The sequence below is a fragment of the Paenibacillus lupini genome, from assembly GCF_011761355.1.
Lineage (GTDB): Bacteria > Bacillota > Bacilli > Paenibacillales > Paenibacillaceae > Pristimantibacillus > Pristimantibacillus lupini.
Genome location: NZ_JAASRW010000003.1, coordinates 130,621 through 153,563, shown reverse-complemented (window position 1 = coordinate 153,563; position 22,943 = coordinate 130,621). Strand labels below are relative to the sequence as shown.

Here is a 22,943-nt window from a genome sequence, read left to right as displayed (position 1 = left end):
CACTTTCATAACAGCAAAAAAGGACGAAGCAGCCTGCTTGAAGGCCGCTTCGTCCTTTTATTATTAATCATCTAAATTATTAAGCACGTTATCTTCTAACATAGCTGCCTTACTGCCGTATTCTTTAATAATATGATGCTCGCCCCAATTGCATAAGGAATCCAGGATCGGGCGAAGACTATCTCCATATGCCGTCAGTTCGTATTCCACTTTTGGTGGAACCTGATTATAGACAATCCGGTTCACGATGCCGTCCTGCTCCAGCTCACGTAATTGCTGTGTCAGCATCTTTTGTGTAATGGAGGGCATCAGCCGTTTGAAGTCACTGGTTCTCTTCTTCCCATGTGTCAGATGGCACAGGATCACGCATTTCCACTTACCTCCGATGACATCAAGTGTGGCTTCTACGGAGATGTTGTATTTTTTCTCTCCCATTGCTGTTCCTCCTACTCAATAGGCACTTTTAAGTACCTATATTACTTTTTGGTATCTATATTACAAAATAGTGCGTACTAGTCTTATTGATGCATTGCCTCCATAATAGCACTTACCGGCCGGTCAATACAACAATACGAAAACGGAGAGTGCACATATGGTTACCGCACAGAGCCGCACAGCGCTGGCGCTTCTCGCGCTTGCCATCAGCTCATTTGCAATTGGAACAACGGAGTTTATCAGTGTTGGACTATTGCCACTCATTTCGGAAGATCTGGACATATCCGTTACAACAGCGGGTTTATCCGTTACTTTATATGCAGTTGGCGTAACCGTAGGGGCTCCGCTGCTTACTGCCCTTACTTCAAGGGTGCCGCGCAAGACGCTGCTGATCGCCATTATGATCGTCTTCATCCTTGGCAATGGACTAGCGGCCAGCGCGAATAGTATTACGATGCTGCTCATTGCCCGCGTTATCTCTTCCTTCTCGCATGGTGTGTTTATGTCGATTGGCTCCACTATTGCCGCCGAGCTGGTCTCGGAGGATCGCCGGGCGAGCGCTATTGCGATGATGTTCTCAGGCCTGACGGTAGCTACCGTTACCGGGGTGCCGCTTGGCACATTGCTTGGCCAGCATATGGGCTGGCGGACTGCTTTTATCGCTATCGCGGCGATTGGCGTAATCGCCTTAATCTCAAATATGCTGCTTGTCCCATCCAATTTGCGCAAAGGAAACCGGACGAAGCTAAGTGAGCCATTCAAGGTGCTGAGGAATGGCAGGCTGCTGCTGGCTTTTGCCATTACTATGCTTGGATATGGCGGCACATTTGTTGTGTTTACTTATCTATCACCGCTGCTCCATGATATCACTGGGTTTAAGGATAGTACGATTGCGGGTATTCTGGTCCTGTACGGTATTGCGATTGCCATTGGCAATCTGATCGGCGGCAAGGCAGCGAATCGCAAGCCTCTTACGGCGCTGCTTGTTATGTTTGCACTGCAGGCTGTTATCCTGCTCGTTCTGACGTTCACTGCACCGTACGCCGCTGCTGCATTAGTAACGATCACACTGATGGGCTTATTAGCCTTCATGAATGTCCCTGGTCTTCAAATGTATGTCGTTCTGCTCGCAGAACGGTATATGCCAAAATCCATTGATGTCGTCTCGGCCCTTAACATCTCGGCCTTCAACGCCGGTATCGCCATCGGAGCTTATATCGGAGGTATCATTACCGACGAGCTTGGCCTTATCCATACCCCTTGGATCGGCGCAATTATGGTGTTTGGCGCTGTTATTCTAACAGCCTGGAGCCGTTCGATGGAAAAGAAAGAAACAGAAGGTGAACAACAGCTTCAAGCTTCTTAATGATGCGAAGTACTTTATGATTCATCAAAATTATCTAGGAGGTTATTTTAATGACAACAGCAAAGCATTTAAACGATAAAGTAGTTCTTCATAACGGTGTAGCTATGCCTTGGCTTGGTCTTGGCGTATTCAAAGTAGAGGATGGCAGCGTAGTTGTTAACTCCGTTAAAGATGCGATCAAGAACGGATACCGCAGCATCGATACAGCTGCTATTTATGATAATGAAACAGGCGTAGGTCAAGGTATCCGCGAGGCAATGGCCGAGTACGGAGTGGCTCGTGAAGATCTGTTCATTACATCAAAGGTATGGAATGCCGATCTGGGCTACGAGTTAACGCTGGCTGCTTTTGAGACAAGCCTGAAAAAGCTAGGTCTGGATTATCTGGATCTGTACCTCATCCACTGGCCAGTTGTAGGTAAATACAAAGAAGCATGGCGTGCACTTGAGACCCTCTACAAGCAAGGCCGCGTTAAAGCGATTGGCGTCAGCAACTTCCATGTCCATCACCTGCAGGATCTGATGAAGGACGCTGAGATTGTACCGATGGTCGACCAAGTGGAATATCATCCGCTGCTGGCGCAAAATGATCTCCGTGCCTTCACTCGCGAGAACAATATTCAACTCGAAGCTTGGTCCCCGCTGATGCAAGGCGGTTTGCTTGACCATCCAGTATTGACGGAAATCGCTGGTCGCCACGGCAAATCTGTTGCACAAGTGATTCTGCGCTGGGATCTGCAGAACGGTGTCGTTACAATTCCGAAATCGATCAAAGAAGCTCGTATCATCGAGAACGGCAGCGTATTTGATTTCGAACTGTCGTCTGACGAGATCGCTCAAATCGACGCCTTGAATGAAGACAAACGTGTTGGTCCAGATCCGGACAACTTTGATTTCTAATACTTGAGAAGCAGGGGTTGTCCCAAGCCAATGGCTTTGGGGACAACCCCTTTTTTCATGTGCTCGACTCTACATACCTGCATTTGTCTTATTCACCATTTGCTCGTTTTCTCTCTTTCGCACCTCTCGCCAACTATGTCCCCTCCCCGCCAGATTACCTTCCTCAGTACCTCGCACCTCTCTTCGTGCAAATATTCCCGGCACACTTATCGCCCCTCTGCAACTCGCACAGTTTCACCAACTATCTCCCATTGCCCTCCCTCTACACGCTAACGAATCGTAGTATGCTTATTAGCCTCATTAAGGCTGCTTCTGAAATCTAACGAACCACAGTATCGTTATTTGGCTAAATCGGGCTGATATGAAGCGCTTTTTCACCGAATAACGTGTCTACGATTCGTTAGAATCCTGGGAGGCTTTATTTGAGCGAAATAAGCATTCTAGGGTTCATTAGTACAGAAGAGCATTACGATCTTAAAGCTATATGTGACTAATGCTTGAACTCGCCGCTATTTGCTTGCTTTTTAATTTATCAATTGATAAGATCTATTCAACAACTATAATTTATCAAACGATAAATTAACTACTAAAGTATTTCTGTCAGAAGGGAATTCAGTTATGGCACGAAGAAAAAAACAGCCTCTTGACGAAGCAACCCGCTCCTTGATCATCAAAACAGCACATGACCTGTTTATGGAGCATGGCTACCGATCGGTAACGACCCGCCAGATCGCCGAAGCCTGCGGCTTAACACAGCCAGCGATGTACCATTATTTTGCGGACAAAGAAGCGCTTTATACCGAGGTATTGCGTACCGTTACGGAAGAAACGAAAATAGCAATGAATGAAATCATTACCGGAGACGGGACCGTGCGGGATCGATTAATCAAGCTTGTTGCCTACATCCTGCAATACATGCCCGATGATCTAAGCCAGATGGAAAGAGATATCCGCAATGAGCTTCGTCCGGAAACGCAGCAGCTTATTACAAAGTGGTGGCAGGAAAGCTATCTGCTGCCGATTGCTGCCTTGTTTGAAGAAGGGCAAAAAAACGGCAGTCTCCGGGGCAGCAAGAGTTTTGGACTCGACCCGATTCCATCTGCTTTCTTCCTGCTTAGCGTCATTCAACGCAAACCGGGAGGCAGCAACAATCCTGTTCCAAAAGGCAGCGTCAGTCCTGTTTCGATAGAGGCATTGGCTGCAAAGACGGTCGATATTCTACTATTCGGGCTCGCTTCAGAAGAAGGAAGACAAGAGAGAAACTAATTTATAGCTATAGGGAGATGAGAAACGATGAATGGATTAAAACGTATCGCTGACGGTGTCAGCGGCAAACGCGGACGATGGATTACGCTTGTATTATGGATCGTAATCGTTGGTCTCGCGAATGCTTTCCTGCCGTCATCAAGCGATCACAAGGATGATGCCGCTGCCAATCTGGAGAGCAGCGCCCCCTCCGTTCAGGCTGATGCCCTGAATGAACATAACGGGATTCCGGCAATTATAGCTTGGCACCGGTCAACGGGCCTGTCCGATGAGGATATCGTACAGATCCAAGCTTTATCGAAGAAGCTTGCTGATGAGCCATTGCCTTATCAGACAGAGCTGCCACCTCTTCATGAGATGCCGCTTCCTGCTCTGAAGGCCATGCTGTCTGAAGATAGTACAACAATGCTTCAAACGGTAGTTTTCGATAAAAATGCTTCCTCCGATGACTTAAAGATCAGCTTGGAGCAGCTGGAGGCTGACGCGAACACCCTTTTTACGACCAAACCGTTTGATATGGACTTGGAAGATGAAGGACTTGTCGGACGCATCACCGGACCTGCCGGGATTGGCGTAGATGCGACCACTTTGTTCAAAGGTGCTGACGTCTCCCTGTTGATTGCAACCACTTTACTTGTCCTGATCATTCTATTATTAATCTACCGTTCTCCTATTCTTGCTCTTATCCCTCTTGTGGCCGTTGGCTTCGCTTATGGTTTAACTGGACCGATTCTCGGCTGGATGGCCGATGAGGGTTGGATATCTTATGATTCACAAGGCTTATCCATTATGACGGTGCTGCTGTTCGGCGCAGGAACAGACTACTGCCTCTTCCTTATTGCCCGCTTCCGCAGCGTTTTAACAACAGAGTCTGATAAAAAGAAAGCACTGCTCAAAGCGCTCAGCGATTCCGGCGGTGCGATTACGATGAGTGGTCTGACGGTTGTGATGTCCCTGCTCGCCCTACTGCTGGCGCAATACGGTGCGATTCACCGCTTCGCTGTGCCGTTCAGCTTGTCTATTCTGATTATGATGATCGCAAGTGTTACGCTTGTTCCGGCTCTGCTTGCTATTCTTGGCCGCGCCTCCTTCTATCCGTTTGTACCACGTACACCGGAAATGCAGGCTGCCCGTGCCGCACAGAAAAACAAGCCGCTTCCTGCGGCCAAAACAAAATCCAGCTTTGGTATGCGCTTAGGCGAAGCCATTGTGAAGCGGCCAAAAACGATCGCGATCTCAACGCTAATCGTGCTCGGAATAACGGCAGCTTTTTCGACTCAAATCAAATTTACGTATGATACACTGTCCACTTTCCCAGAAGATATGCCATCACGTGAAGGGTTTACGTTGATTGGTGATCATTTCTCGGAGGGCAGTCTTGCGAAGGTTCAAGTACTCGTGCAAGCAGATGGCAAGGAGCTGCCGCTTGATCAGAAGCTTGGGGAATTAGCGAATATCAGCGATGTATCTGAACCTGTTCAGAATACGCGTGATGCCAATATCGTGTCCTATAATGTTGAGCTTGAGATGAACCCATACTCTATTGAAGCGCTGGATATGATTCCAACGATCCGCACTGCTGCTGAACAAACCCTTGAGGAAGCAGGCATCACGGATGCGTCCGATAAAGTATGGATCGCAGGCGCTACGGCTGAACAGTATGATACACGTCAGGTGACTGGCGATGATGCTTTCCGAATTATTCCCGTTATTATCGGGATGATCGCTCTGCTCCTGCTCGTCTACCTTCGTTCATTTATAGCGATGTTGTACCTGATGGGAACGGTGCTTCTCTCCTACTTCAGTGCACTTGGAATCGGCTGGCTTGTTCTGCATTACTTCTTTGGCGCGGATGCGATTCAAGGTCTTATACCGCTTTATGCCTTCGTCTTCCTCGTTGCACTAGGTGAGGACTACAACATCTTTATGGTGTCGAGCATCTGGAAAAAGAGCAAGTCGATGCCGCTTAACCAGGCAATTACCGAAGGCGTTGCGCAAACAGGCGGCGTTATCACTTCAGCTGGACTTATTCTGGCAGGCACCTTCGCCGTCCTTGCCACTCTGCCGATTCAAGTACTCGTTCAATTCGGCACGGTAACCGCTATCGGCGTCCTGCTTGATACCTTTATCGTCCGCTCCTTCCTCGTACCAGCCTTGACGGTGTGGATCGGCAAATGGGTATTCTGGCCTTCGAAGCAAGGAAGAGTTGGTGAGGTTAAGGAAGAGAATTAACCTGGCCTGCTCCACTGCTTTCAGCATGAAAAAAGCCTCAGCCCCGGAAATCCGGAAGCTAAGGCCTTTTGTTATTTTTTCAAATGGTAAGGCACCGTCGTGATCACGACATCCTTGCGGTAAAGAAGCTGGGTGCGAAGCATTAAGCTTGTTTGGTTATGCAAAATGTTCTGCCAGCCCTTCTTCGGAATAAACTGCGGAATAATAACCGTTACCTGGTAGTTGTTCTCGCTGGCCTTGCGCTGCACCGTATCAATAAACTTGAAGAGTGGACTCGTAATCGAACGATATGGTGAATGCAGCGTCACCAGTCTGACGTCCGGCTGGAATTTCTTCCACTTCTCTTCGAAGATCGTCTCATCCTCTTTCTCGAACGGGACGTATACGGCAATAATCTGCTCCGCCTTTAAGGACTTCGCATATAGAATCGAGTGCTCAACGACATGCGTGATGCCAGCCACCGGCAATATCATGACATTGCCTTCAATCGGGACTACAGGCTCGCAGGTCGCCAATCGCAGCTGTTCGCCAACAGCCTCGTAATGCTTCTTAATCCGGTGGAAGACGAAAATAATCAGCGGCAGGAAAATCAGAATCGACCACACCTGCTCGAACTTCGTCAAGAAGAACATCATTGATACAATAAAGCTAATCAGTGCGCCAATCGAGTTAATAATAAACTTGGGAACCCAGCCCTTTGGCCGCTGACGGATCCATTTTACCAGCATGCCCGTCTGCGACAAGGTGAACGGTACGAATACGCCAACCGCATACAGCGGAATCAAATGCTCCGTCTTCCCTTGGAAAGCTATAATCAGAATGATGGACAAGATACCAAGGCTGATAATACCATTCGAATAACCAAGACGGTCACCGCGGACCGTGAACATTCTCGGAATGAACTTATCCTTCGCAAGGTTAACCGCAAGCAGCGGGAATGCCGAATAGCCGGTATTCGCTGCCAGGATCAAGATCAAGGCCGTTGTGCCTTGGATAAAATAATACATAACGCTGCGTCCAAATATACTCTCTGCAATTTGCGAAGTAACCGTTACATCTTCTCTTGGCGCAACACCGTAGTAGTAAGCAAGGAAGACGATCCCAGCGAACAGAACCGACAGCAGCGCGCCCATAGCCAGCAAGGTTTTCGCCGCGTTGTTTGGCGCTGGATCCTTGAAGTTAGGAATCGCATTCGAGATCGCTTCCACCCCGGTTAAAGCCGAGCTGCCTGAAGCGAAGGCCCGAAGCAGCAGGAACAAGCTGATGCCCGCTACCGGTGTGCCAAGCGACGTATGCAGTGCAGGTGATACATCACCTGTAGCGATTTTATATACACCGACGCCAATCATAATGAATACCGCCAGTACGAATAGATAAACTGGATAGGCGAGGATGGAAGCTGACTCGGTTACGCCCCGCAGGTTCAATATGGTGATACAAAGGACAAAAAATACGGCGATCAACACAGTATGGGTATGCAAGCTTGGAAAAGCTGAAGTAATCGCATCCGTACCGGCCGATACACTTACCGCTACCGTCAGAATATAGTCGACCAGCAAGGCGCCGCCAGATATAAGCCCTGGAAATATCCCGAGATTTTCCTTCGATACCACATAAGCTCCGCCGCCATGCGGATAGGCAAATATAATTTGCCGGTAAGACAAAATAAGTGCCGTTAATAAGACAAGCACCCCGATACCAATCGGAATGGAATACCAAAACGCCGCAGCGCTCACGGTCATCAAGACTAACAAGATTTGCTCAGGACCATAAGCAACGGACGATAAAGCATCCGAAGACAGGATCGCAAGGGCTTTTGTCTTAATAAGTTTCTGTTCCCCTAATTCCGCGGACTTTAGGGGACGCCCGATCAGTAATCTTTTGATAAGAGTAAACACACAGGTCACCGCCAACAATGAAGTTAAACAACATACGCTTGGATACTTGGGCTACTCATCACTTATCAGTGGTAATGTAACCATGTTTGCTTTTTTTTACACGAAAAAAAAACCGCAGAGTATCCTCCCGCGGTCATAAAAAACCGAAGTTCACCCTCTCTATCAACGCTTACAAGGTTAGCTGACGGATTCGGGCGTCTAGAGAATCGCCCTACAGCACTCTGCCTGAACGGCAGTTATGCTGATTCACCCCGGCGGTAACTATAATGGCAGTTATCGCAATTGGTTCCCCTGCTTTCCGACTACTTCGGAAACTCAGCGAATATGAACATATGAAGTTGCTAATTGATCATAGTCCTCTCTCTCCTATCTGTAAACCGCGATAATATTTCAAATAAACGCAGAAATCAGGGTTTAACCGCCATGAATGCGGATACATTCTTGAATCGCTTGCAGAATGTCCTAAAAAGCCAGCCATGCTTTCTTTTACCCTCTCCCAAGGAGATAATTCCCTAAATAAGGGAGTAGATCAGCTGTTATGCTGAAGACATGATCCTATAAGGTCATTAAGCTGCAAAAAACAACGAACCAGCCATCTGGCTGATTCGTTGTTTTTTCGAAAATCTTCTATTTCACGAGGCGGAAAGGCTTTGCTTCCAGGTCGCGGCTGTTAGGACCAACAAAGACATGGAACTCACCAGCATCACTCTTCAATTGCAGATCCGTGTGGTAATAACGAAGCTGCTCTTCGGTAATCAAGAACGTTACCTTCTCCGTCTCACCAGGCTGCAGCTGCAGCTTACGGAAGCCCTTCAGCTCCTTAAGTGGGCGAACGACTTCTCCAGCAATATCACGCACGTACAGCTGGACAACCTCTCCCCCAGCAACCACGCCAGTATTAGTCACTTCAACCGATACTTCAAGCGTGTCTTCAGCATGCAGCTCGTCTGTTGACAGACTCACTTCGCCGTACGAGAAGCTTGTGTAACTGAGGCCGTAGCCAAATGGCAGAAGCGGTGCATTTGGCATGTCCAGATACTTGGAAACATATCGCTCATTCGCGTTCTGCGGTGTGAGTGGACGACCCGTATTGTAGTTGTTGTAGTAGACAGGAACTTGACCAACCGAGTACGGGAATGACATCGTCAGGCGTCCGGATGGATTCACGTCTCCGAACAACACATCGGCAATGGCATTGCCGCCTTCTGTACCTGGGAACCAAGCTTCAAGAAGCGCATCCGCCTCCTCGATAACACCATGCAGATCCAATGGTCTGCCGTTGAACAGCACAACAACTATCGGCTTGCCAAGCAGCTTCAGCTTCTGGATCAGCTTCAGTTGGGATTGCGGCAGACGAATATCTCCGCGGCTTCCCGCTTCGCCGCTCATCTCAGAGCTTTCACCCAGCGCCAGAACGATAATGTCAGCATCGGCTGCGGCGTTGATTGCTTCCTGAAGCTGCTCTTCCGAACCGGAGTCGATGTCGCAGCCCTTCGCAGTAGCGATCAGATCTGTCCGAGCAGACAAACCGGCATGAAGCTGAACCGCCTCGTCCTGTTTACCCCAGATCGACCAAGGTCCAAGAATATCGCCGCTCTCGGCGAAAGGTCCGATGAGAGCCAGCTTTTGCCCGCTGCGGAGCGGCAGAACTTGCTCGTTCTTCAACAAAACACAGGATTTCGCCGCGATCTCGCGTGCAGCAGCACGATGCTCGTCGCAGAGCAGCACTTCTTTTTCACGCTCTTCACTTGCTGCGCGGTAAGGGTTCTCGAAGAGACCCAACTTGTCCTTCAGCTTTAAGACACGGAGGACACACTCGTCGATAAGAGTGATGTCTACTTTACCCGCTTCTACGAGCTCCTTCAGATGATTCGCGTAGTTAGACGTCATCATTTCCATATCAACGCCCGCTTCGATCGCTTTCTGAGCAGCTTCCGCACCATCCGCCGCGACACCATGAGGGATCATCTCGCTCACTGCTCCCCAGTCGGAGATCAGCATGCCATCAAAGCCCCACTCATCACGAAGCAGATTACGCATCAGCCACTTGTTACCGGTCGCCGGAATACCATCCACCGTGTTAAAAGCCGTCATAACCATCTCGCAGCCTTCATCTAGAGCAGCTTTATAGGCTGGCAGATAAGACTCACGAAGCTGTCTTTCCGACATGTTCACCGTGTTGTAATCACGCCCGCCTTCGGCAGCACCGTAGGCTGCAAAGTGCTTCACGCAAGCAGCTACCCGGTCCATATCACCAGCGAGATCGTCACCTTGGAAGCCACGGACGAATGCCCGTGCATATTCGCTGTTGAGGAACGGGTCTTCACCCGTCGACTCCATAACACGGCCCCAACGCGGATCGCGGACCAAGTCCACCATCGGCGCAAACGTTACATGAATGCCGGTAACCGCAGATTCTTTGGCCGCGATAGCAGCGCTTCGTTCAGCCAGCTCCATATCCCAAGTACTCGCAATCGCCAGTGTAACCGGAAAAATCGTGCGATAGCCATGGATAATATCCGCCATTAAAAGAAGTGGAATACCCAGACGGCTGTTCTCCATATATTTTTTCTGCAGGGCAATCGTTTCTTTGGCACCAACGGCGCTAAGCACAGAGCCAACATTATTCACCATGCTCTCCGTTACGCCCATCCAAGCCAGCGGGCCAGTCAGATTCGCATCATCTTCACTTAGGAAATTCGGGGTTAGCTGCATCAGTTGAAAAATCTTTTCTTCCAGCGTCATTTGCTCGAGTAATGCCGTAATCTTGGTCACGTGGATACCCTCCAATTGGATCATTTCTGCTTCTTTCACCATTATATCGATTGCCATTATGGAGCAACATAGCGATTGTAGCCGAAAACATCAACAATCTGGCTGCATACAACAACTATTGACAAATAGGGCATCTTACCACTAACCTTTGGTAATGCCTTGCTCCGTGAGTATCTATTAGAATGGCAACCAGAATGGAGTATTATTGTGATTAATTCCGTTACAAAAGAGGATGAAAAAAGAAGTCGCCTGCCCGAAATCCAGCTTGTCCGCGCGCTTCTCATTATCGCCGTCATTATGATCCACTCAACCTCCTTCGCCACTTTGAAGATGAAGGAATCAGACTATTATTTCGTTTATCATTTCTTGAATATATCAATGTCTTTTGCAACACCAGCATTCGTATTTTTAAGCAGCTTTGTTCTGTTCTACAGCTATTACCCGCGTCCGCTTAACGGCGCTTTGATCAGCAGTTTTTATCGAAAACGAATCACTTACGTCATCATTCCGTATGTACTGTTCTCGATCATTTATTTTGTTTTGTATTACAATACCTACACGCCAAATATGCCTGCAGACGAGACCTTCCGAAGCTTCTTGATCAAGCTGGCAACCGGCAAGGCATATACGCATCTTTATTACGTCTTTATTATGGCTCAGCTATATGTATTGTTCCCGCTGCTGCTGATTGTGTTCCGGCGTTTCCCTAATCTGATCAAGTGGGCTGTCCCTTTGGGGCTCGTTATCCAACTTGCCTTCTTTACATGGAATGAGCAATTTCTGCATCTGACCAATCTGATGAGCTGGGCACCTTCGTATACCATGCAATATATGCTCGGAGCTATACTTGGCATCTACTATCCGCAGCTGCGCGGATGGCTTCAATGGTCGAAGGACGGAGCGACGCCTAAGCGTGTATCCTTGTGGCTGGCCTCTTTTGGCGTATGGCTCGGTAGCCTGATCGCGATGCTCATCGTCTTCTACGATATCCGGATGAACGGGACTATCTATTCGCCACTCATGCTTGATGTGCTGAAAATGTTCTATTCGATTACCAGCGCCATCATGTTGCTTCATATCGCGCCAAGCTTGTATCGATTCCTGCCGAAAAAGGAGCTCCGTTTCTTCGATTCGATCGCGGTATTTTCGTTTGGCATCTACCTGATTCATCCGTTGCTGCTGTTCTATTATCGGAAGTTCCCGCCTGAGAGCGGCATCTCCGTGTATTATCATCTGTGGTATGCCGCAGGCTTCTGCCTTGCGCTTGGCGTTAGTTGGCTGATTGTGGCGGGGGCTGCACGTTTCATGCCGGGGGCGGCTTTGTTGTTTGGGGAGTTGCCGCGGAGGCGTTAGGGTTTGCTCGGGGATAGCTGCTTCGCTGCGCAAGAGACATACTCTTTCGATCGCTGTTGTGCCCCGGATTTCTTTGAATTTTACCGCTTCGGCGGTAGAAATCCAGGGCACAAAGGCGAGCGCTCCGCTTCTCAAGAGCATGTCTCTTGCTCCGCATCGATCCCCTCGCGGCCAAGCACCGCTTCAAAAACCCAAGACAAAAAGCCTTTATTTTACACAGTAAAATATCGCTTTCGCACGATTCGCTCAAGCTGGACATAACCTTGCTTCGCTGCGCTAGACCGCTTCAGTCCCCTCGCGGACGGTCTACTCAAGCTGCTTCACTTCAACATCTTCTGCAACCACCAATACCCTATACTCACCCACACCCTCCATGCCACCCCAAATTCAAGGCACCTATACTGTAATTTGTACAACATAAGTCCCTCTATCACGTTGTTCGCGCGAGCTAGACTGTATTTTGTACAGGATATTTGCCAAATGGTAGCCCCATTTGAGCATTCACGCATCAAATACGTTGGATAGAATACAACATAGCTCCGACGCAGCAGACCTTCAGGCAAATACACTGCACAAAATACAACATAGACTGCTACGCCCTCCAGTTGACCACCTTCCGACCTCAGTTTCTTTCTCCCTACTCTACTGCTTACCTCATCAGCTGCACCCTACATCGTATTAACAATTAAGCCCCCTATTTTCACTCCCACCAGCATATGCAATTTATCGGGTTCATCTATCGTTTTATTGGTTAAAGATATACATATGGCTTCTGAGTTTTACAGGAATTTGGGATTTTCTTATGAAGAGATTGGCGGACATGTCCATGTATCAAGAGGTAACGTTACTTTTATTTTGCACCCTTCCCTAAACAAAGAGGATGTAAGACCCTCATCTGCAGCAGCTGGCGGCTTATACTTTGATGTATTTGCGTATACAGATGCCGTCGATCTGCTCGTGGAAGAGTGCCGAACCAAAGCCGTAGAAATCGTTAATGGGCCCCATTATTCGGATCAGTGGAGCGAGTTTACGATGAAAGATGCTGACGGTTACCGTATTGCTTTTGGCGGCGGTATAAGCACAAAGTCGGAATAATAATTAACCTTGAAACTTTTTTTGCTCCTCTTCCGTCTACTTGGTGTCTTCATTCTTCGAACATACCTTAGGAGGCCACTCGCCATGAAAAAACCTTTCAAAATGCTTACAATTGCTGTAGCAGGATCTTGCCTGCTCGCTTTCACTCCTGCACTTGCTATGGCGCAGGAAACAGCTGTCGTACCTATCGCTGCTACATCCGGACCGATTACAGCCGTGCCAATCAGCGCAACGCTTCCAGATACACAAGCCGTTAAAGTTACATCCAATGTTATTGAGGAAACTTCCGATCTGCTTACCGTAAAAATTTCCGTACCTGTTATAAGCGGTATGCTGGATACCGCCTATCAAGATAAACTCAATGCAACTATTAAAGAGAACGCAACCAAAGAACTCGATCGGCTGAAAGCTTTAGCTGCCGAAGATAAAAAGGATGCGGAACAAAATGATTACCCTTTCCATGCTTATGAATTAAACGTATCCTACGAGCTGAAAGCCGATGGCAGCTCATCCGCTAATGGCATTCTTTCGTTCACCGTTGCTACCTACGAGTTTACGGGAGGCGCTCATGGCGGTACTGCCGTGGAAGGCTTCAATATTTTAAATGGTAAGGAAGCTTCCGAGCTTACGCTTGAGCAAGCGCTTGGCGAAGGCGGTATTGCAGCTGCAAAAAACGCGGTCCGTTATACCATCAACAAAAATCCAGAGAACTTCTTCTGGGATGCAATCACAACCTTCAAAATTGATGCCGATCATACTTACTTCGTAGACGGTAAAGGGATCGTTAACCTGGTCTTCCAACAATACGAAATCGCACCTTATGCCGGAGGGATCATCAACATTCCGGTAGACGAAACAACAACGACAGGCCCTTCCCTTACCTTGTCCAACAAAGAGCTGACTACTGGCCCGAACAACACACAACTCGTCCCACTGCGTAAAACAGCTGAAGCCCTTGGCTACAAAATAACCTGGAGCAATAAGTCGCAAAGTGCAGAAGTGTCCCGTGATGCACAATGGACATCCGTTACAGCCGGCAAGAACAGCTACTTTTTTAACAAAATGGCTCCTATTAAATTAGGCACCGCACCAAGCCTGATTAAAGGCTCCTTGTACGTGCCGGTTGAATTCTTCGGTGACATTCTTAAGCTTCAAGTAACTGAAAAATCGGCAGACGGCTCTGTTGTCATTCGCGGATAGTTCAAATTCAAAATCGTTTAAGGCCCTTAAGAGCCCTTAAACACCCCATTTTTTCCTTCGAGAGCAAGTTAAAGACCCTTAGGGACCCTAACTTCTCGAATATAGCCAAATATGTTCGGTTTCCTGACGTAAAAAAGCACTTAGGATCCTTTAAGGACCTTAAGTGCTTTATTTTTGCCTTCGCACAGGAAGATAAGGCCCCTTGGGGACCTTATCTTCTCAAAAATAGCCTTGCCTGATCGATTTTCTATGAACCTAATCGGTCAACGACAAATCCCCATGGAGAATGCTCCATAGGGATTGGCGTTCTTAACTCTGCTGACAACGACAACCCCAACCAAGAACTGTGAAGGCACGGTCCAGCAAAGCTATTGGATTAGCAGATGGCTTTATTTTTGACAAGATTAGTCTTCTTGGTCGGCGAAGCCATGCTCAACAAGATAATCCATTTCCATATCGAGGATCGTCTCAATTGTAATCTCATCCAGCTTCACATCGCGCTGCTTCAGCACATAATCAACCAGCTCATCGCTGTCGATATCAACGACTTGCCCTTTCGCCGAGTTTTGCGCTTTATCAATAAAGGCAGCCTCATGCTTCAGCACCAGGCTGATTGTTTCCGCAGACACTTTCGAACGCTCTGCGAGATATTTCACTAATTCCTGCTCATTTAATTGTTGCTCACTCATCTGACTCTTGCCCCCTCGGATACATTTAAGCTCTATTGTACCATTCAAAGGGGCAGAATCAAAAATTGCTTATTGCGCTGTATAGCCGCCGTCTACAGTCAGCGTTGTTCCTGTAACGAAGGACGCATCATCACTTGCGAGGAAAAGGACCGACTTCGCGATCTCCTCAGGCTTGCCAAGGCGGCCCATCGGATGCAGACTTTCGAGGTATTGATGTGCCTCTTCACTGCTGCCAGCAATCAGAGGCGTCTCGATATAACCCGGACAGATAGCATTCACACGAATACCCTTCTGCGCATAAGCAATCGCAGTGCTCTGTGTCAGCAGTTTCACGCCTCCCTTGGCAGCCGAGTAAGCCGGAATCGGACCACGAGCCACATGGCTATGGATCGAGCCGCAGTTCACGATCGCTCCGCCTGTACCCTGCTTTAACATTTGATCAATTGCATACTTGTTGCAGAGGAATACACCTGTTAGGTTAATATCAATCATCCGCTGCCAATCCTTCGTGGACAGCTCATGTGTAACACCTTGCCCGCCGATGCCTGCATTAGCGAAAAGTATGTCAAGCTTGCCGTATTTCTTTATGGTGGCTGCAACCATTGCTTTCACATTGGCTTCGTCAGCAACATTCGTCTTTACGAAGAAGGTATCAAAGCCTTGTTTATTCAGCTCATCCGATACTGCAGCTCCACGGTCTGAAAAATCTGCGATGACGACTTTTGCACCTTCTACTGCGAATTCCCGAACAGTTGCTTCCCCAATACCACTTGCCCCGCCGGTTACAATTGCCACCTTATTTTGGAAACGCATGAGATAACCACCTTTTATAGATAAATAAAATAAACCTTACCCAGCCATTGCTCCGCCGCCGATCACCACCCCGTCATATAAGCCCGAGATGGAAAAGGCCAGGCCAGACATATAATCAACCATAGCAGTATTTAATGTACCCAAAAACCAGCCGAATGCCTTCACTATTTCGTCACCGATATGAATTTTGATCCCAAGTCATGATAAAAGGAAAACAGCCAGATCAGCTACAGGAACAGCTTCACAGCTTAAAAGTAAAAGTGAAGTATGTACCAGAATTACGAAAAAGAGTACCTCCGGCGGGAGATACTCTTTTTCATTAAAATATGAATTAGTGCACGGCGGCAGTGGCGAGAATTTCGCTTTTCCGCTCTTCCCGCTCATCGCTTGTCATACGCGGGCAGGTGTAACATTTCGTCCCGTTCTCACGGCGGTCATACATGCAGCAGGACGAATGCATCAGCCACTTCTCCTCCGGCTTATACGGATTCTCCACATAACGAGGATTTTGCAGGACATAAGGATTCCGTCTGCGGTTGAACAAGGCTGGGTCCAGGAATTCCGTCAGCAGCTTGCCGTCTGCCAAGAATTGTTCCGTGAGCTGAGGCATATTCATGTGCTCGGCAATAAAGTCCTGCGTCATCTTCAGATGACCGCTGAACTGCTGCCAGATCGCATCCGGTTTCAAATCGCCAGCTAAAGCGATCAGCTCCACCGCAGGTGTAACAAAATTAGTGAAATACTCCTCCCAATGCTGGAGCAGGAAAGCCTTGCGCTCATCCGGTTCGGTTGGAACCGCTACAGAGCGGAGTTCTTTTATTTTATAACCAAGATGGGCATGATCATCATGCATCTCCACCTGGTAGTTGATATTATCCGGGTACATATCCAGTAAACGATTGTACATCGATACGAACAACAGCTGAACAATACTCACTTTACGTTACACCTATTTATTCTATGTATTTAGTCCTCTAATATGATAAAGATTCTCATACTCACTGTCAATTTAATCCGCATAAGATAGACACTTTTGCCTAAAACTGTAAGGAAGAGGTGAATAAGATGAGTATTATGATTGGAGCAGGGTTGGCAATAGCAGCCATCCTCGTTGGCTGGATCAGTTATCGGAGTGAGACGGGCAGAAAATTGCTCAGCAGCCTGGCCGCAATCGCGATTTTTCTCGCTTCTACTGTCATAGCAACAGCAGCAACTCGAACGATTATGGACAACACTGTGTATATGACAGAGATTCATTCTGTGCTGGAATCGCCAACTTTTATCATCAGTACGGGATACTTGATGATTTATGGACTAGCTCGGATAGTTGTGGGGGTAGGGAGAAGTGCGGCAAGATCATGAGAACGCAAAAAAAAGCACCTCATAGGAGATGCTTCCTCTTGTTCAGCCTGCTAATGGGCATCTATTTGCGTTGACTGTAGCTTGTATTATCAACAACAGCCAGCATTCTTTCTTCTTTGATCATAGGGGATTGGCACAGGAAGCATACGGGAGCTTCGGACAGTGAGAAATTATCTCTCATCCATCCCTTGCATTGCTCACTCGAGCATGACCATACCACTGTTAGCTCAGTAGGCAGTTCTTCGACCGTTTTTTTCCGAGAATACAATATAATCCCTCTTTTCTTCTAATCTGTAATGGCAATGAAAAAAAGCCCCAAACCGGAAGTTCGGGGCATTCTTCAGCAATACTACAGTTTTACAACGTTTTCTGCTTGTGGACCACGGTTGCCTTGAACAATGTTGAATTCAACGCGTTGACCTTCGTCCAACGATTTGAAACCGTCGCCTTGAATAGCGCTGAAATGTACGAATACATCGTTGCCGCCTTCAACTTCGATAAAGCCAAAACCTTTTTCTGCGTTAAACCATTTTACTGTACCTTGTTCCATTTGTAATTACCACCTTATATATGATTTACATGACATTCTTATTCTTTGAACTAACAAATAAAAAATTCACATATCGTACAAGATTATTTCATTTCGTAAAAATAACCCTCTACGAGATGTGAATTCAGGTCACGTTTATAAATACATTGTACCACATCCAAATGGAAATAGCTAATACCAATGGGTCCCTTTAGGAAAAAATTTTTTATGGCGAACTTCATCCACTTGGAACCCCATTCTGAGCTGTATTTTCCAAAGCCTTAAAGGAAGAGCAAGACTCCTCTCCTGCTCTCCCTTCTGGCTTATCTTTATAATTCCCTTCTCGCCCAAGTACATTCATCGTCATCATTAAGTCCAAGGGATAAACGGATCATTTGCTCTACGACCGAATAATCAGCTGGATTCTCGCGGTTCAGCTTCATTCGCTCTTTGGTCGGAGCTACCCGGTTGCACATAAAGCGCGGCACCCCAAGCTCATTATTGGAAGGAGCGTGATACAGAAACGGATGGCAGATGACAATATCCCCTGGTCCACCTGTCGTTTCTACGACACGAAGTGAATACCCTTCTGGATCTTCGTAAGCAGAATCCATAAACGCTGTGAGGTATTCCTTCTTCTCCTGCAAGCTGGCGCCAGCTTTGTTCTCAGATGCCTTATGACTCGCTACAAGCTTTTCCAGCCATGGGTGCTTGTTGCATTCTTGAATCGCTTCTCCAAGACCAAGGCCTTCCGGATGCTGCTCCAGCATCTTCGCTACAATATGATGAGAGCCTTCTGCCACTAATGTGCCCGAGCCGCCTTTTCGCACATCCGAAAACAAACAGACAAGAAGGAGCCCTTGCTCCCAGCTGTCTAGATAATGGCGGAAGTGACTGCCGTCATAATGCCAGCCGCCCGGCACCTCCGGTCCGAAGTTAATAATGAAGCCGCCCCACATCGCTTTATGCTTCGTCCGGCCAAGCTGCCACCGGTCTTCTCCAAGCAAATCCTCAATTGCTCCCGTCAGCCGGTCCGTATTGCAGCCATCCGTCACCGACTCGTAGTAATCGCCAAGACGAATGACAGGCTGTGTCCAGGTACTAGGGTCATCGCGTTTCACATCATGCTTCTCCAGCAGCTCATTCCATAGAAAATCCTGTACCTTAAGCGCTTCCTCCCTTGGATAAGCCTGCTCGACCTTTACCCAGCCTTTTTCTTTAAAATGTTGGACCTGCTCATTCGTCAGCACTTTCGGCATGTTAAGCACTCCCTTATTCATTTAGGTTTGATACGTTTCTTCTATATAAAGAAGAAGCTGCTACTCTTTCACCGAACCGATCATAATGCCGCTAATAAAGTATTTTTGCATAAACGGATAAATCAGCAAGATCGGGACCATCGTAATGACAAGCTTGGCCGCCGTTAAGCTCCGATTGGATACGGTCAGCAGGCTCTTCACTTGATCCACATCGCGGATCGACATATCCAGATTAACAACAAGCTGTTGAATATAGGTTTGCAGCGGGTAATCATCCGTATTAATGGAGTAAATGAGACCATCATAATAAGCATTCCAGTTGTTGACGACAACAAAGAGAGCAATCGTCGCTACAATGGGCTTGGATAGCGGAAGGTAGATCTGCAGCAGTCTGCGCCAAGGGCTCGCTCCATCAATGCTTGCCGATTCCTCCAGCTCCATCGGAATGGACCGGAAATAATTAATCATAAGAATGACATAGAACTGGCCTACCGCACCTGGAAGAACAAGCGCCCATATCGTCCCTAGGAGATGCAAATCTTTCACAGTGAAAAACATCGGGATCATACTTGGTCCAAACAGCATCGTTCCGACAACAATCCACATGTAGACGCCTCGGAAAGGAAATACTTTGCTGCTTCTGGATAACGGGTATGCCGCGAGTACAACCAGAACCATATCTACAATTAGAGCAAGAACAACCCGCTTGAACGATACGCCTATTGCGGTCAATATCGCATGGTCTTTGAAAATCGTCGTATACGTCGTCATATTGAAGCCTAACGGATAGACCGTTACAAGCCCTGCTGTTGCCTTCGCACTGTCACTGAGAGATACTGCGAGAATATTAAACAGCGGGATAAGGGTTGTAACAGCCAGCAGAATCAAGATGAAGTAAATGATGGTATCTGTTATATAATCCTGCTTCGTTTTTTTTATGGTCAGCATTAACGTTCACCCCGTCCTTCTAGAACACCTTATAATCGCCATATTTCTCAGCCAGCCATTGCGATAAGAAAATAAATATAAAGGCAACCGCTGATCTGAACAGCCCTACAGCAGTAGCGAATTCATACTGGTTGTTCTGGAATCCCATCCGATAAATGTACGTATCATAAATATCCGAAACCGAGTAGACGAGCGGATTATAAAGGTTAAAAATCTGGTCAAAGCCGCCGCTCAATATGCCTTGCAGACTCAAGATCAAGATCAGGATGATGGTTGGTCTTATGCTCGGCAGCGTAATATGAGTCAATTTACGCCATCTTGATGCACCGTCCACCTCGGCCGCTTCGTAGAGACTTGGATTAATGCTTGTTAAAGCTGCCAGAAAGACGATCGCATTAAATCCGAAGCCTTTCCACACGTCGGTCAAATAAATAATGATCATGAACCATGATTTGCTGGTGAAGAACAATATCGGCTCGTTGTCGGACAATTGCCCGATAAGCCCGTTGATTAACCCCTCTACGGAGAAGAAATCTTTGAAAATACCGGCCATGATGACCCACGACAAGAAGAAAGGCAAGTAAACAACGGTCTGTACCGAACGCTTAAACCATCTGACTCTCGTTTCATTCAACAGCAAGGCGAACGCGAGTGCACAGGAGACGTTTAAGATGATCTTCACGACAGAAATCGTTATCGTATTGACGGTAATCCGCTTGAAGTCCGGAATCTCGAACAAGCTTCTGAAGTTTTCCAAACCAGCCCATGGCGAACCCCATATGCCTTTGGTTGGATCAAAGCTCTTGAACGCCATAATTGAGCCAAGCGTCGGGTAGATACTGAATATGACCAGAAATAAAATAACAGGAAACAGCATGATATGATAGTGGATCACTTCTTTATTTCGCGTTGGCTTTAGCAATTCGCTCCACCTCTATTCGTACCAAACAAGTGCTGAGCGTGCCTCCCAGCACTTGTTTGAATGGCTATTATTTGCTGGCGATCGTATTCACCTCAGCCGTAATTTCATCGCCGCCCATGCTTTTCCACTTCGTTACGAAGCTGTCGAAGTCGTCTACCGTTTTTTTGCCAGTAATAATCTCGAGGAACGTCTGCTTCTCCAGATCATCAAGCGCTGTTTTCTTCTTCTGCATCAGATCCGTCGTACCGATAAAAGCTGGCAGCGTCTGTTGAACCGGATTTTTGGCTAGGCCGGCAGCACCTACATAGAAATTGTTCGCCCCGCTCCAAAGTGCCATATCGGCGAATGGATCCGCTGCCGCCTGATACGTCTGAATGGTCTTCACCTGCGCCTGTGTCTCGGGCTCAGCTGTACTTACATCCTTCTCACCGTTCAGCACAGCCATAATATCCTTATAACGGTTGGAAATTTCATGCGGGTCCTTCGCGCTTATGGATACTGGGAGCAGCCCCATCTTCGCATCCGTGTATTTGCCGCCTGCTTCGAAGGTAAGCTTGTTGTACCAATCCAGCTTCTTCGCATTAGCATCTTGGGCGACATTAAGTACCTTCATAATCGCTTCTGGGTGCTTGAAGCCTTTCTTAATGACGACAAATGATCTGATCTTGCCGTATCCTCTTGCATGCGCGATACCATCTTCGCCATTCAGGACAGTGTCCTGCCAAACGGCGTTGTGATCGTTCTTCACCGAATCCGGCAATGGATACCATGGCGCCCACCAGGAACCGTCAAAAATGCCCGCCGATCCTTTGGCAACCGCCTCCACGGCTTTGTTGCTGTCGTTCATCATGAAGTCTTTGGCAACAAGTCCTTCGCTGTACCATTTGGCCAGACGGGCTAAAGCATCCTTCACTTGAGGCTGGATCGAGCCGTATACGATACTGCCGTCCTCGCCTTTTATCCACTGACCCGGATAGGAGTTATAAGCGCCGAATACAAAATCGAACGAAGCCGTATCTGAATTGTAGATATTTTGCTGGGTTGGCAGCTGGCCTGACTTGCCCATTGCCTTGAAGGCCTTTAATGCCGTCTCAACATCGTCAAGCGTCTGCGGCTCCTGAAGCCCGGCTTGATCCAGCCAGTCTTTGCGCGTCCATACTACTGGGATAGCCGTTTCGATATCCGATAAGGAAGGAATGGCGTATAGCTTGCCGTCAAAAGTAACCGGGTCAAACACATCATCGCCGCCAAGCTTCATGCTTTCTTTCAAATAAGGGGAAGCGTAATCGCTATATACCTGCGTCAGGTCCTCCACCATGCCTGCTTTCACAAGCTTGCTAAGGATGTTCAGGCCATTTGGCTCTACGTTAATTGTCAGGACATCGGGGATGGTATTAGCTGCGATCAGCAAATTAACTTTTTGCTCGAAGGCGAAGTTTTGATCACTTGTTGTCCAGGCCAGCTTCGGCTTCACATTCAGATTCTCTTCGAACCACTTCTGCACATCATTGTTCTCAAAGCTCTCTCCTGCCGGCATATTTACCTCTGTTGATACCGTATTGCCTGTCGTAAACTCAACCAATTCCGGCATCTTACTGTAAGGATCCGGCTTCTCAGCCGGCGCTGCAGTTGCCGTTGCGGCCGCATTATTGGCTGTACTATTCTTCGGTGATTCTTCGTTTCCTTGATTATTCGAATTGCTGCATGCCGCTGACAACATTAGTGCTACGAGCAATGAAGTTGATACCCCTGCCTTGAGCGTCCGTTTCACCTTAATCCCCCTTTTGGAACCATTATGGCGTTTCACACCTTGATTATAAGCGCTTTCATTTCTGGTGAGAGATAGACAACGATCATTAGAAGAGGGGGAAAATGTAGCCGGAATTCTCCAAAGAGATGACA

Annotated in this window: 21 protein-coding genes and 1 riboswitch; of the genes, 8 read left to right on the top strand and 13 right to left on the bottom strand. The window is 47.6% G+C overall.

Annotated elements, in window-relative coordinates:
- Window positions 1-63: 63 nt before the first annotated feature.
- Complete coding sequence (locus FHS17_RS10310) at window positions 64-435, bottom strand: winged helix-turn-helix transcriptional regulator (protein ID WP_167278333.1); 372 nt, start codon at window positions 433-435, stop codon at window positions 64-66.
- A 157-nt stretch (window positions 436-592) separates the two neighbouring features.
- On the opposite strand from FHS17_RS10310, the gene FHS17_RS10305 reads away from it, so the two are divergent.
- The 4 genes from FHS17_RS10305 to FHS17_RS10290 all read left to right on the top strand — a co-directional run bounded on the left by FHS17_RS10305 (window position 593) and on the right by FHS17_RS10290 (window position 6,198).
- Entirely contained in the window at window positions 593-1,801 is a 1,209-nt protein-coding gene (locus FHS17_RS10305) for an MFS transporter (RefSeq protein WP_167278332.1), read from the top strand.
- A 50-nt stretch (window positions 1,802-1,851) separates the two neighbouring features.
- Window positions 1,852-2,700, top strand: a complete 849-nt coding sequence (locus FHS17_RS10300; protein ID WP_167278331.1) for an aldo/keto reductase — start codon at window positions 1,852-1,854, stop codon at window positions 2,698-2,700.
- A gap of 618 nt (window positions 2,701-3,318) precedes the next feature.
- A complete protein-coding gene (locus FHS17_RS10295; protein ID WP_167278330.1) occupies window positions 3,319-3,966 on the top strand; it encodes a TetR/AcrR family transcriptional regulator in 648 nt (215 codons plus the stop codon).
- A 27-nt stretch (window positions 3,967-3,993) separates the two neighbouring features.
- Window positions 3,994-6,198, top strand: coding sequence for an MMPL family transporter (locus FHS17_RS10290; protein WP_167278329.1), 2,205 nt, complete (start codon window positions 3,994-3,996; stop codon window positions 6,196-6,198).
- Window positions 6,199-6,269: 71 nt separating this feature from the next.
- Here FHS17_RS10290 and FHS17_RS10285 read toward each other — a convergent pair whose 3' ends face one another.
- Window positions 6,270-8,096, bottom strand: a complete 1,827-nt coding sequence (locus tag FHS17_RS10285; RefSeq protein ID WP_167278328.1) for an amino acid permease — start codon at window positions 8,094-8,096, stop codon at window positions 6,270-6,272.
- Window positions 8,097-8,246: 150 nt separating this feature from the next.
- Window positions 8,247-8,427: riboswitch (cyclic di-AMP (ydaO/yuaA leader) on the bottom strand.
- 296 nt (window positions 8,428-8,723) lie between these two features.
- A complete protein-coding gene (locus tag FHS17_RS10280) occupies window positions 8,724-10,895 on the bottom strand; it encodes a glycoside hydrolase family 3 N-terminal domain-containing protein (protein WP_208420349.1) in 2,172 nt (723 codons plus the stop codon).
- A gap of 183 nt (window positions 10,896-11,078) precedes the next feature.
- Between FHS17_RS10280 and FHS17_RS10275 the strand changes: the two genes are divergently transcribed.
- The 3 genes from FHS17_RS10275 to FHS17_RS10265 all read left to right on the top strand — a co-directional run bounded on the left by FHS17_RS10275 (window position 11,079) and on the right by FHS17_RS10265 (window position 14,519).
- Window positions 11,079-12,224, top strand: a complete 1,146-nt coding sequence (locus tag FHS17_RS10275) for an acyltransferase family protein (protein ID WP_167278327.1) — start codon at window positions 11,079-11,081, stop codon at window positions 12,222-12,224.
- A gap of 747 nt (window positions 12,225-12,971) precedes the next feature.
- A complete protein-coding gene (locus FHS17_RS10270) occupies window positions 12,972-13,319 on the top strand; it encodes a VOC family protein (protein WP_208420319.1) in 348 nt (115 codons plus the stop codon).
- Window positions 13,320-13,403: 84 nt separating this feature from the next.
- Window positions 13,404-14,519 carry a PdaC/SigV domain-containing protein gene (locus tag FHS17_RS10265; RefSeq protein ID WP_167278326.1) on the top strand — a complete coding sequence of 372 codons (1,116 nt, stop codon included), beginning with the start codon at window positions 13,404-13,406 and terminating at the stop codon, window positions 14,517-14,519.
- Between the two features lie 404 nt (window positions 14,520-14,923).
- Here the strand turns inward: FHS17_RS10265 and FHS17_RS10260 are convergent, their stop codons facing one another.
- The 4 genes from FHS17_RS10260 to FHS17_RS31075 all read right to left on the bottom strand — a co-directional run bounded on the left by FHS17_RS10260 (window position 14,924) and on the right by FHS17_RS31075 (window position 16,958).
- On the bottom strand, window positions 14,924-15,208 hold the full coding sequence (locus FHS17_RS10260; protein WP_167278325.1) for a hypothetical protein: 285 nt from the start codon (window positions 15,206-15,208) through the stop codon (window positions 14,924-14,926).
- A gap of 69 nt (window positions 15,209-15,277) precedes the next feature.
- Window positions 15,278-16,021, bottom strand: a complete 744-nt coding sequence (locus tag FHS17_RS10255; RefSeq protein ID WP_167278324.1) for an SDR family NAD(P)-dependent oxidoreductase — start codon at window positions 16,019-16,021, stop codon at window positions 15,278-15,280.
- A 36-nt stretch (window positions 16,022-16,057) separates the two neighbouring features.
- Window positions 16,058-16,186, bottom strand: a complete 129-nt coding sequence (locus FHS17_RS30860; protein WP_279590347.1) for a hypothetical protein — start codon at window positions 16,184-16,186, stop codon at window positions 16,058-16,060.
- A gap of 166 nt (window positions 16,187-16,352) precedes the next feature.
- Complete coding sequence (locus tag FHS17_RS31075) at window positions 16,353-16,958, bottom strand: (2Fe-2S)-binding protein (protein WP_167278323.1); 606 nt, start codon at window positions 16,956-16,958, stop codon at window positions 16,353-16,355.
- A 128-nt stretch (window positions 16,959-17,086) separates the two neighbouring features.
- Between FHS17_RS31075 and FHS17_RS10245 the strand changes: the two genes are divergently transcribed.
- A complete protein-coding gene (locus FHS17_RS10245; protein ID WP_167278322.1) occupies window positions 17,087-17,383 on the top strand; it encodes a hypothetical protein in 297 nt (98 codons plus the stop codon).
- Between the two features lie 61 nt (window positions 17,384-17,444).
- Here the strand turns inward: FHS17_RS10245 and FHS17_RS10240 are convergent, their stop codons facing one another.
- The 6 genes from FHS17_RS10240 to FHS17_RS10215 all read right to left on the bottom strand — a co-directional run bounded on the left by FHS17_RS10240 (window position 17,445) and on the right by FHS17_RS10215 (window position 22,812).
- Entirely contained in the window at window positions 17,445-17,651 is a 207-nt protein-coding gene (locus FHS17_RS10240; protein ID WP_208420318.1) for a cold-shock protein, read from the bottom strand.
- Between the two features lie 81 nt (window positions 17,652-17,732).
- Entirely contained in the window at window positions 17,733-17,933 is a 201-nt protein-coding gene (locus tag FHS17_RS10235; RefSeq protein ID WP_012772304.1) for a cold-shock protein, read from the bottom strand.
- A gap of 308 nt (window positions 17,934-18,241) precedes the next feature.
- Window positions 18,242-19,171, bottom strand: coding sequence for a hypothetical protein (locus tag FHS17_RS10230; RefSeq protein WP_167278321.1), 930 nt, complete (start codon window positions 19,169-19,171; stop codon window positions 18,242-18,244).
- Between the two features lie 60 nt (window positions 19,172-19,231).
- Window positions 19,232-20,119 carry a carbohydrate ABC transporter permease gene (locus FHS17_RS10225; protein ID WP_167278320.1) on the bottom strand — a complete coding sequence of 296 codons (888 nt, stop codon included), beginning with the start codon at window positions 20,117-20,119 and terminating at the stop codon, window positions 19,232-19,234.
- Between the two features lie 19 nt (window positions 20,120-20,138).
- Complete coding sequence (locus FHS17_RS10220; protein WP_243865293.1) at window positions 20,139-21,041, bottom strand: ABC transporter permease; 903 nt, start codon at window positions 21,039-21,041, stop codon at window positions 20,139-20,141.
- Between the two features lie 67 nt (window positions 21,042-21,108).
- Complete coding sequence (locus FHS17_RS10215) at window positions 21,109-22,812, bottom strand: type 2 periplasmic-binding domain-containing protein (protein WP_167278319.1); 1,704 nt, start codon at window positions 22,810-22,812, stop codon at window positions 21,109-21,111.
- Between the last annotated feature and the right edge of the window lie 131 nt (window positions 22,813-22,943).

Coding starts and splice junctions, on each gene's coding strand:
- FHS17_RS10280 (WP_208420349.1), bottom strand. CDS start 10,895: ATGATCCAATTGGAGGGTATCCACGTGACCAAGATTACGGCATTACTC.
- FHS17_RS10230 (WP_167278321.1), bottom strand. CDS start 19,171: ATGCCGAAAGTGCTGACGAATGAGCAGGTCCAACATTTTAAAGAAAAA.
- FHS17_RS10235 (WP_012772304.1), bottom strand. CDS start 17,933: ATGGAACAAGGTACAGTAAAATGGTTTAACGCAGAAAAAGGTTTTGGC.
- FHS17_RS10300 (WP_167278331.1), top strand. CDS start 1,852: ATGACAACAGCAAAGCATTTAAACGATAAAGTAGTTCTTCATAACGGT.
- FHS17_RS10245 (WP_167278322.1), top strand. CDS start 17,087: ATGAGTATTATGATTGGAGCAGGGTTGGCAATAGCAGCCATCCTCGTT.
- FHS17_RS10305 (WP_167278332.1), top strand. CDS start 593: ATGGTTACCGCACAGAGCCGCACAGCGCTGGCGCTTCTCGCGCTTGCC.
- FHS17_RS10295 (WP_167278330.1), top strand. CDS start 3,319: ATGGCACGAAGAAAAAAACAGCCTCTTGACGAAGCAACCCGCTCCTTG.
- FHS17_RS10290 (WP_167278329.1), top strand. CDS start 3,994: ATGAATGGATTAAAACGTATCGCTGACGGTGTCAGCGGCAAACGCGGA.
- FHS17_RS10310 (WP_167278333.1), bottom strand. CDS start 435: ATGGGAGAGAAAAAATACAACATCTCCGTAGAAGCCACACTTGATGTC.
- FHS17_RS10255 (WP_167278324.1), bottom strand. CDS start 16,021: ATGCGTTTCCAAAATAAGGTGGCAATTGTAACCGGCGGGGCAAGTGGT.
- FHS17_RS10225 (WP_167278320.1), bottom strand. CDS start 20,119: ATGCTGACCATAAAAAAAACGAAGCAGGATTATATAACAGATACCATC.
- FHS17_RS10265 (WP_167278326.1), top strand. CDS start 13,404: ATGAAAAAACCTTTCAAAATGCTTACAATTGCTGTAGCAGGATCTTGC.
- FHS17_RS10260 (WP_167278325.1), bottom strand. CDS start 15,208: ATGAGTGAGCAACAATTAAATGAGCAGGAATTAGTGAAATATCTCGCA.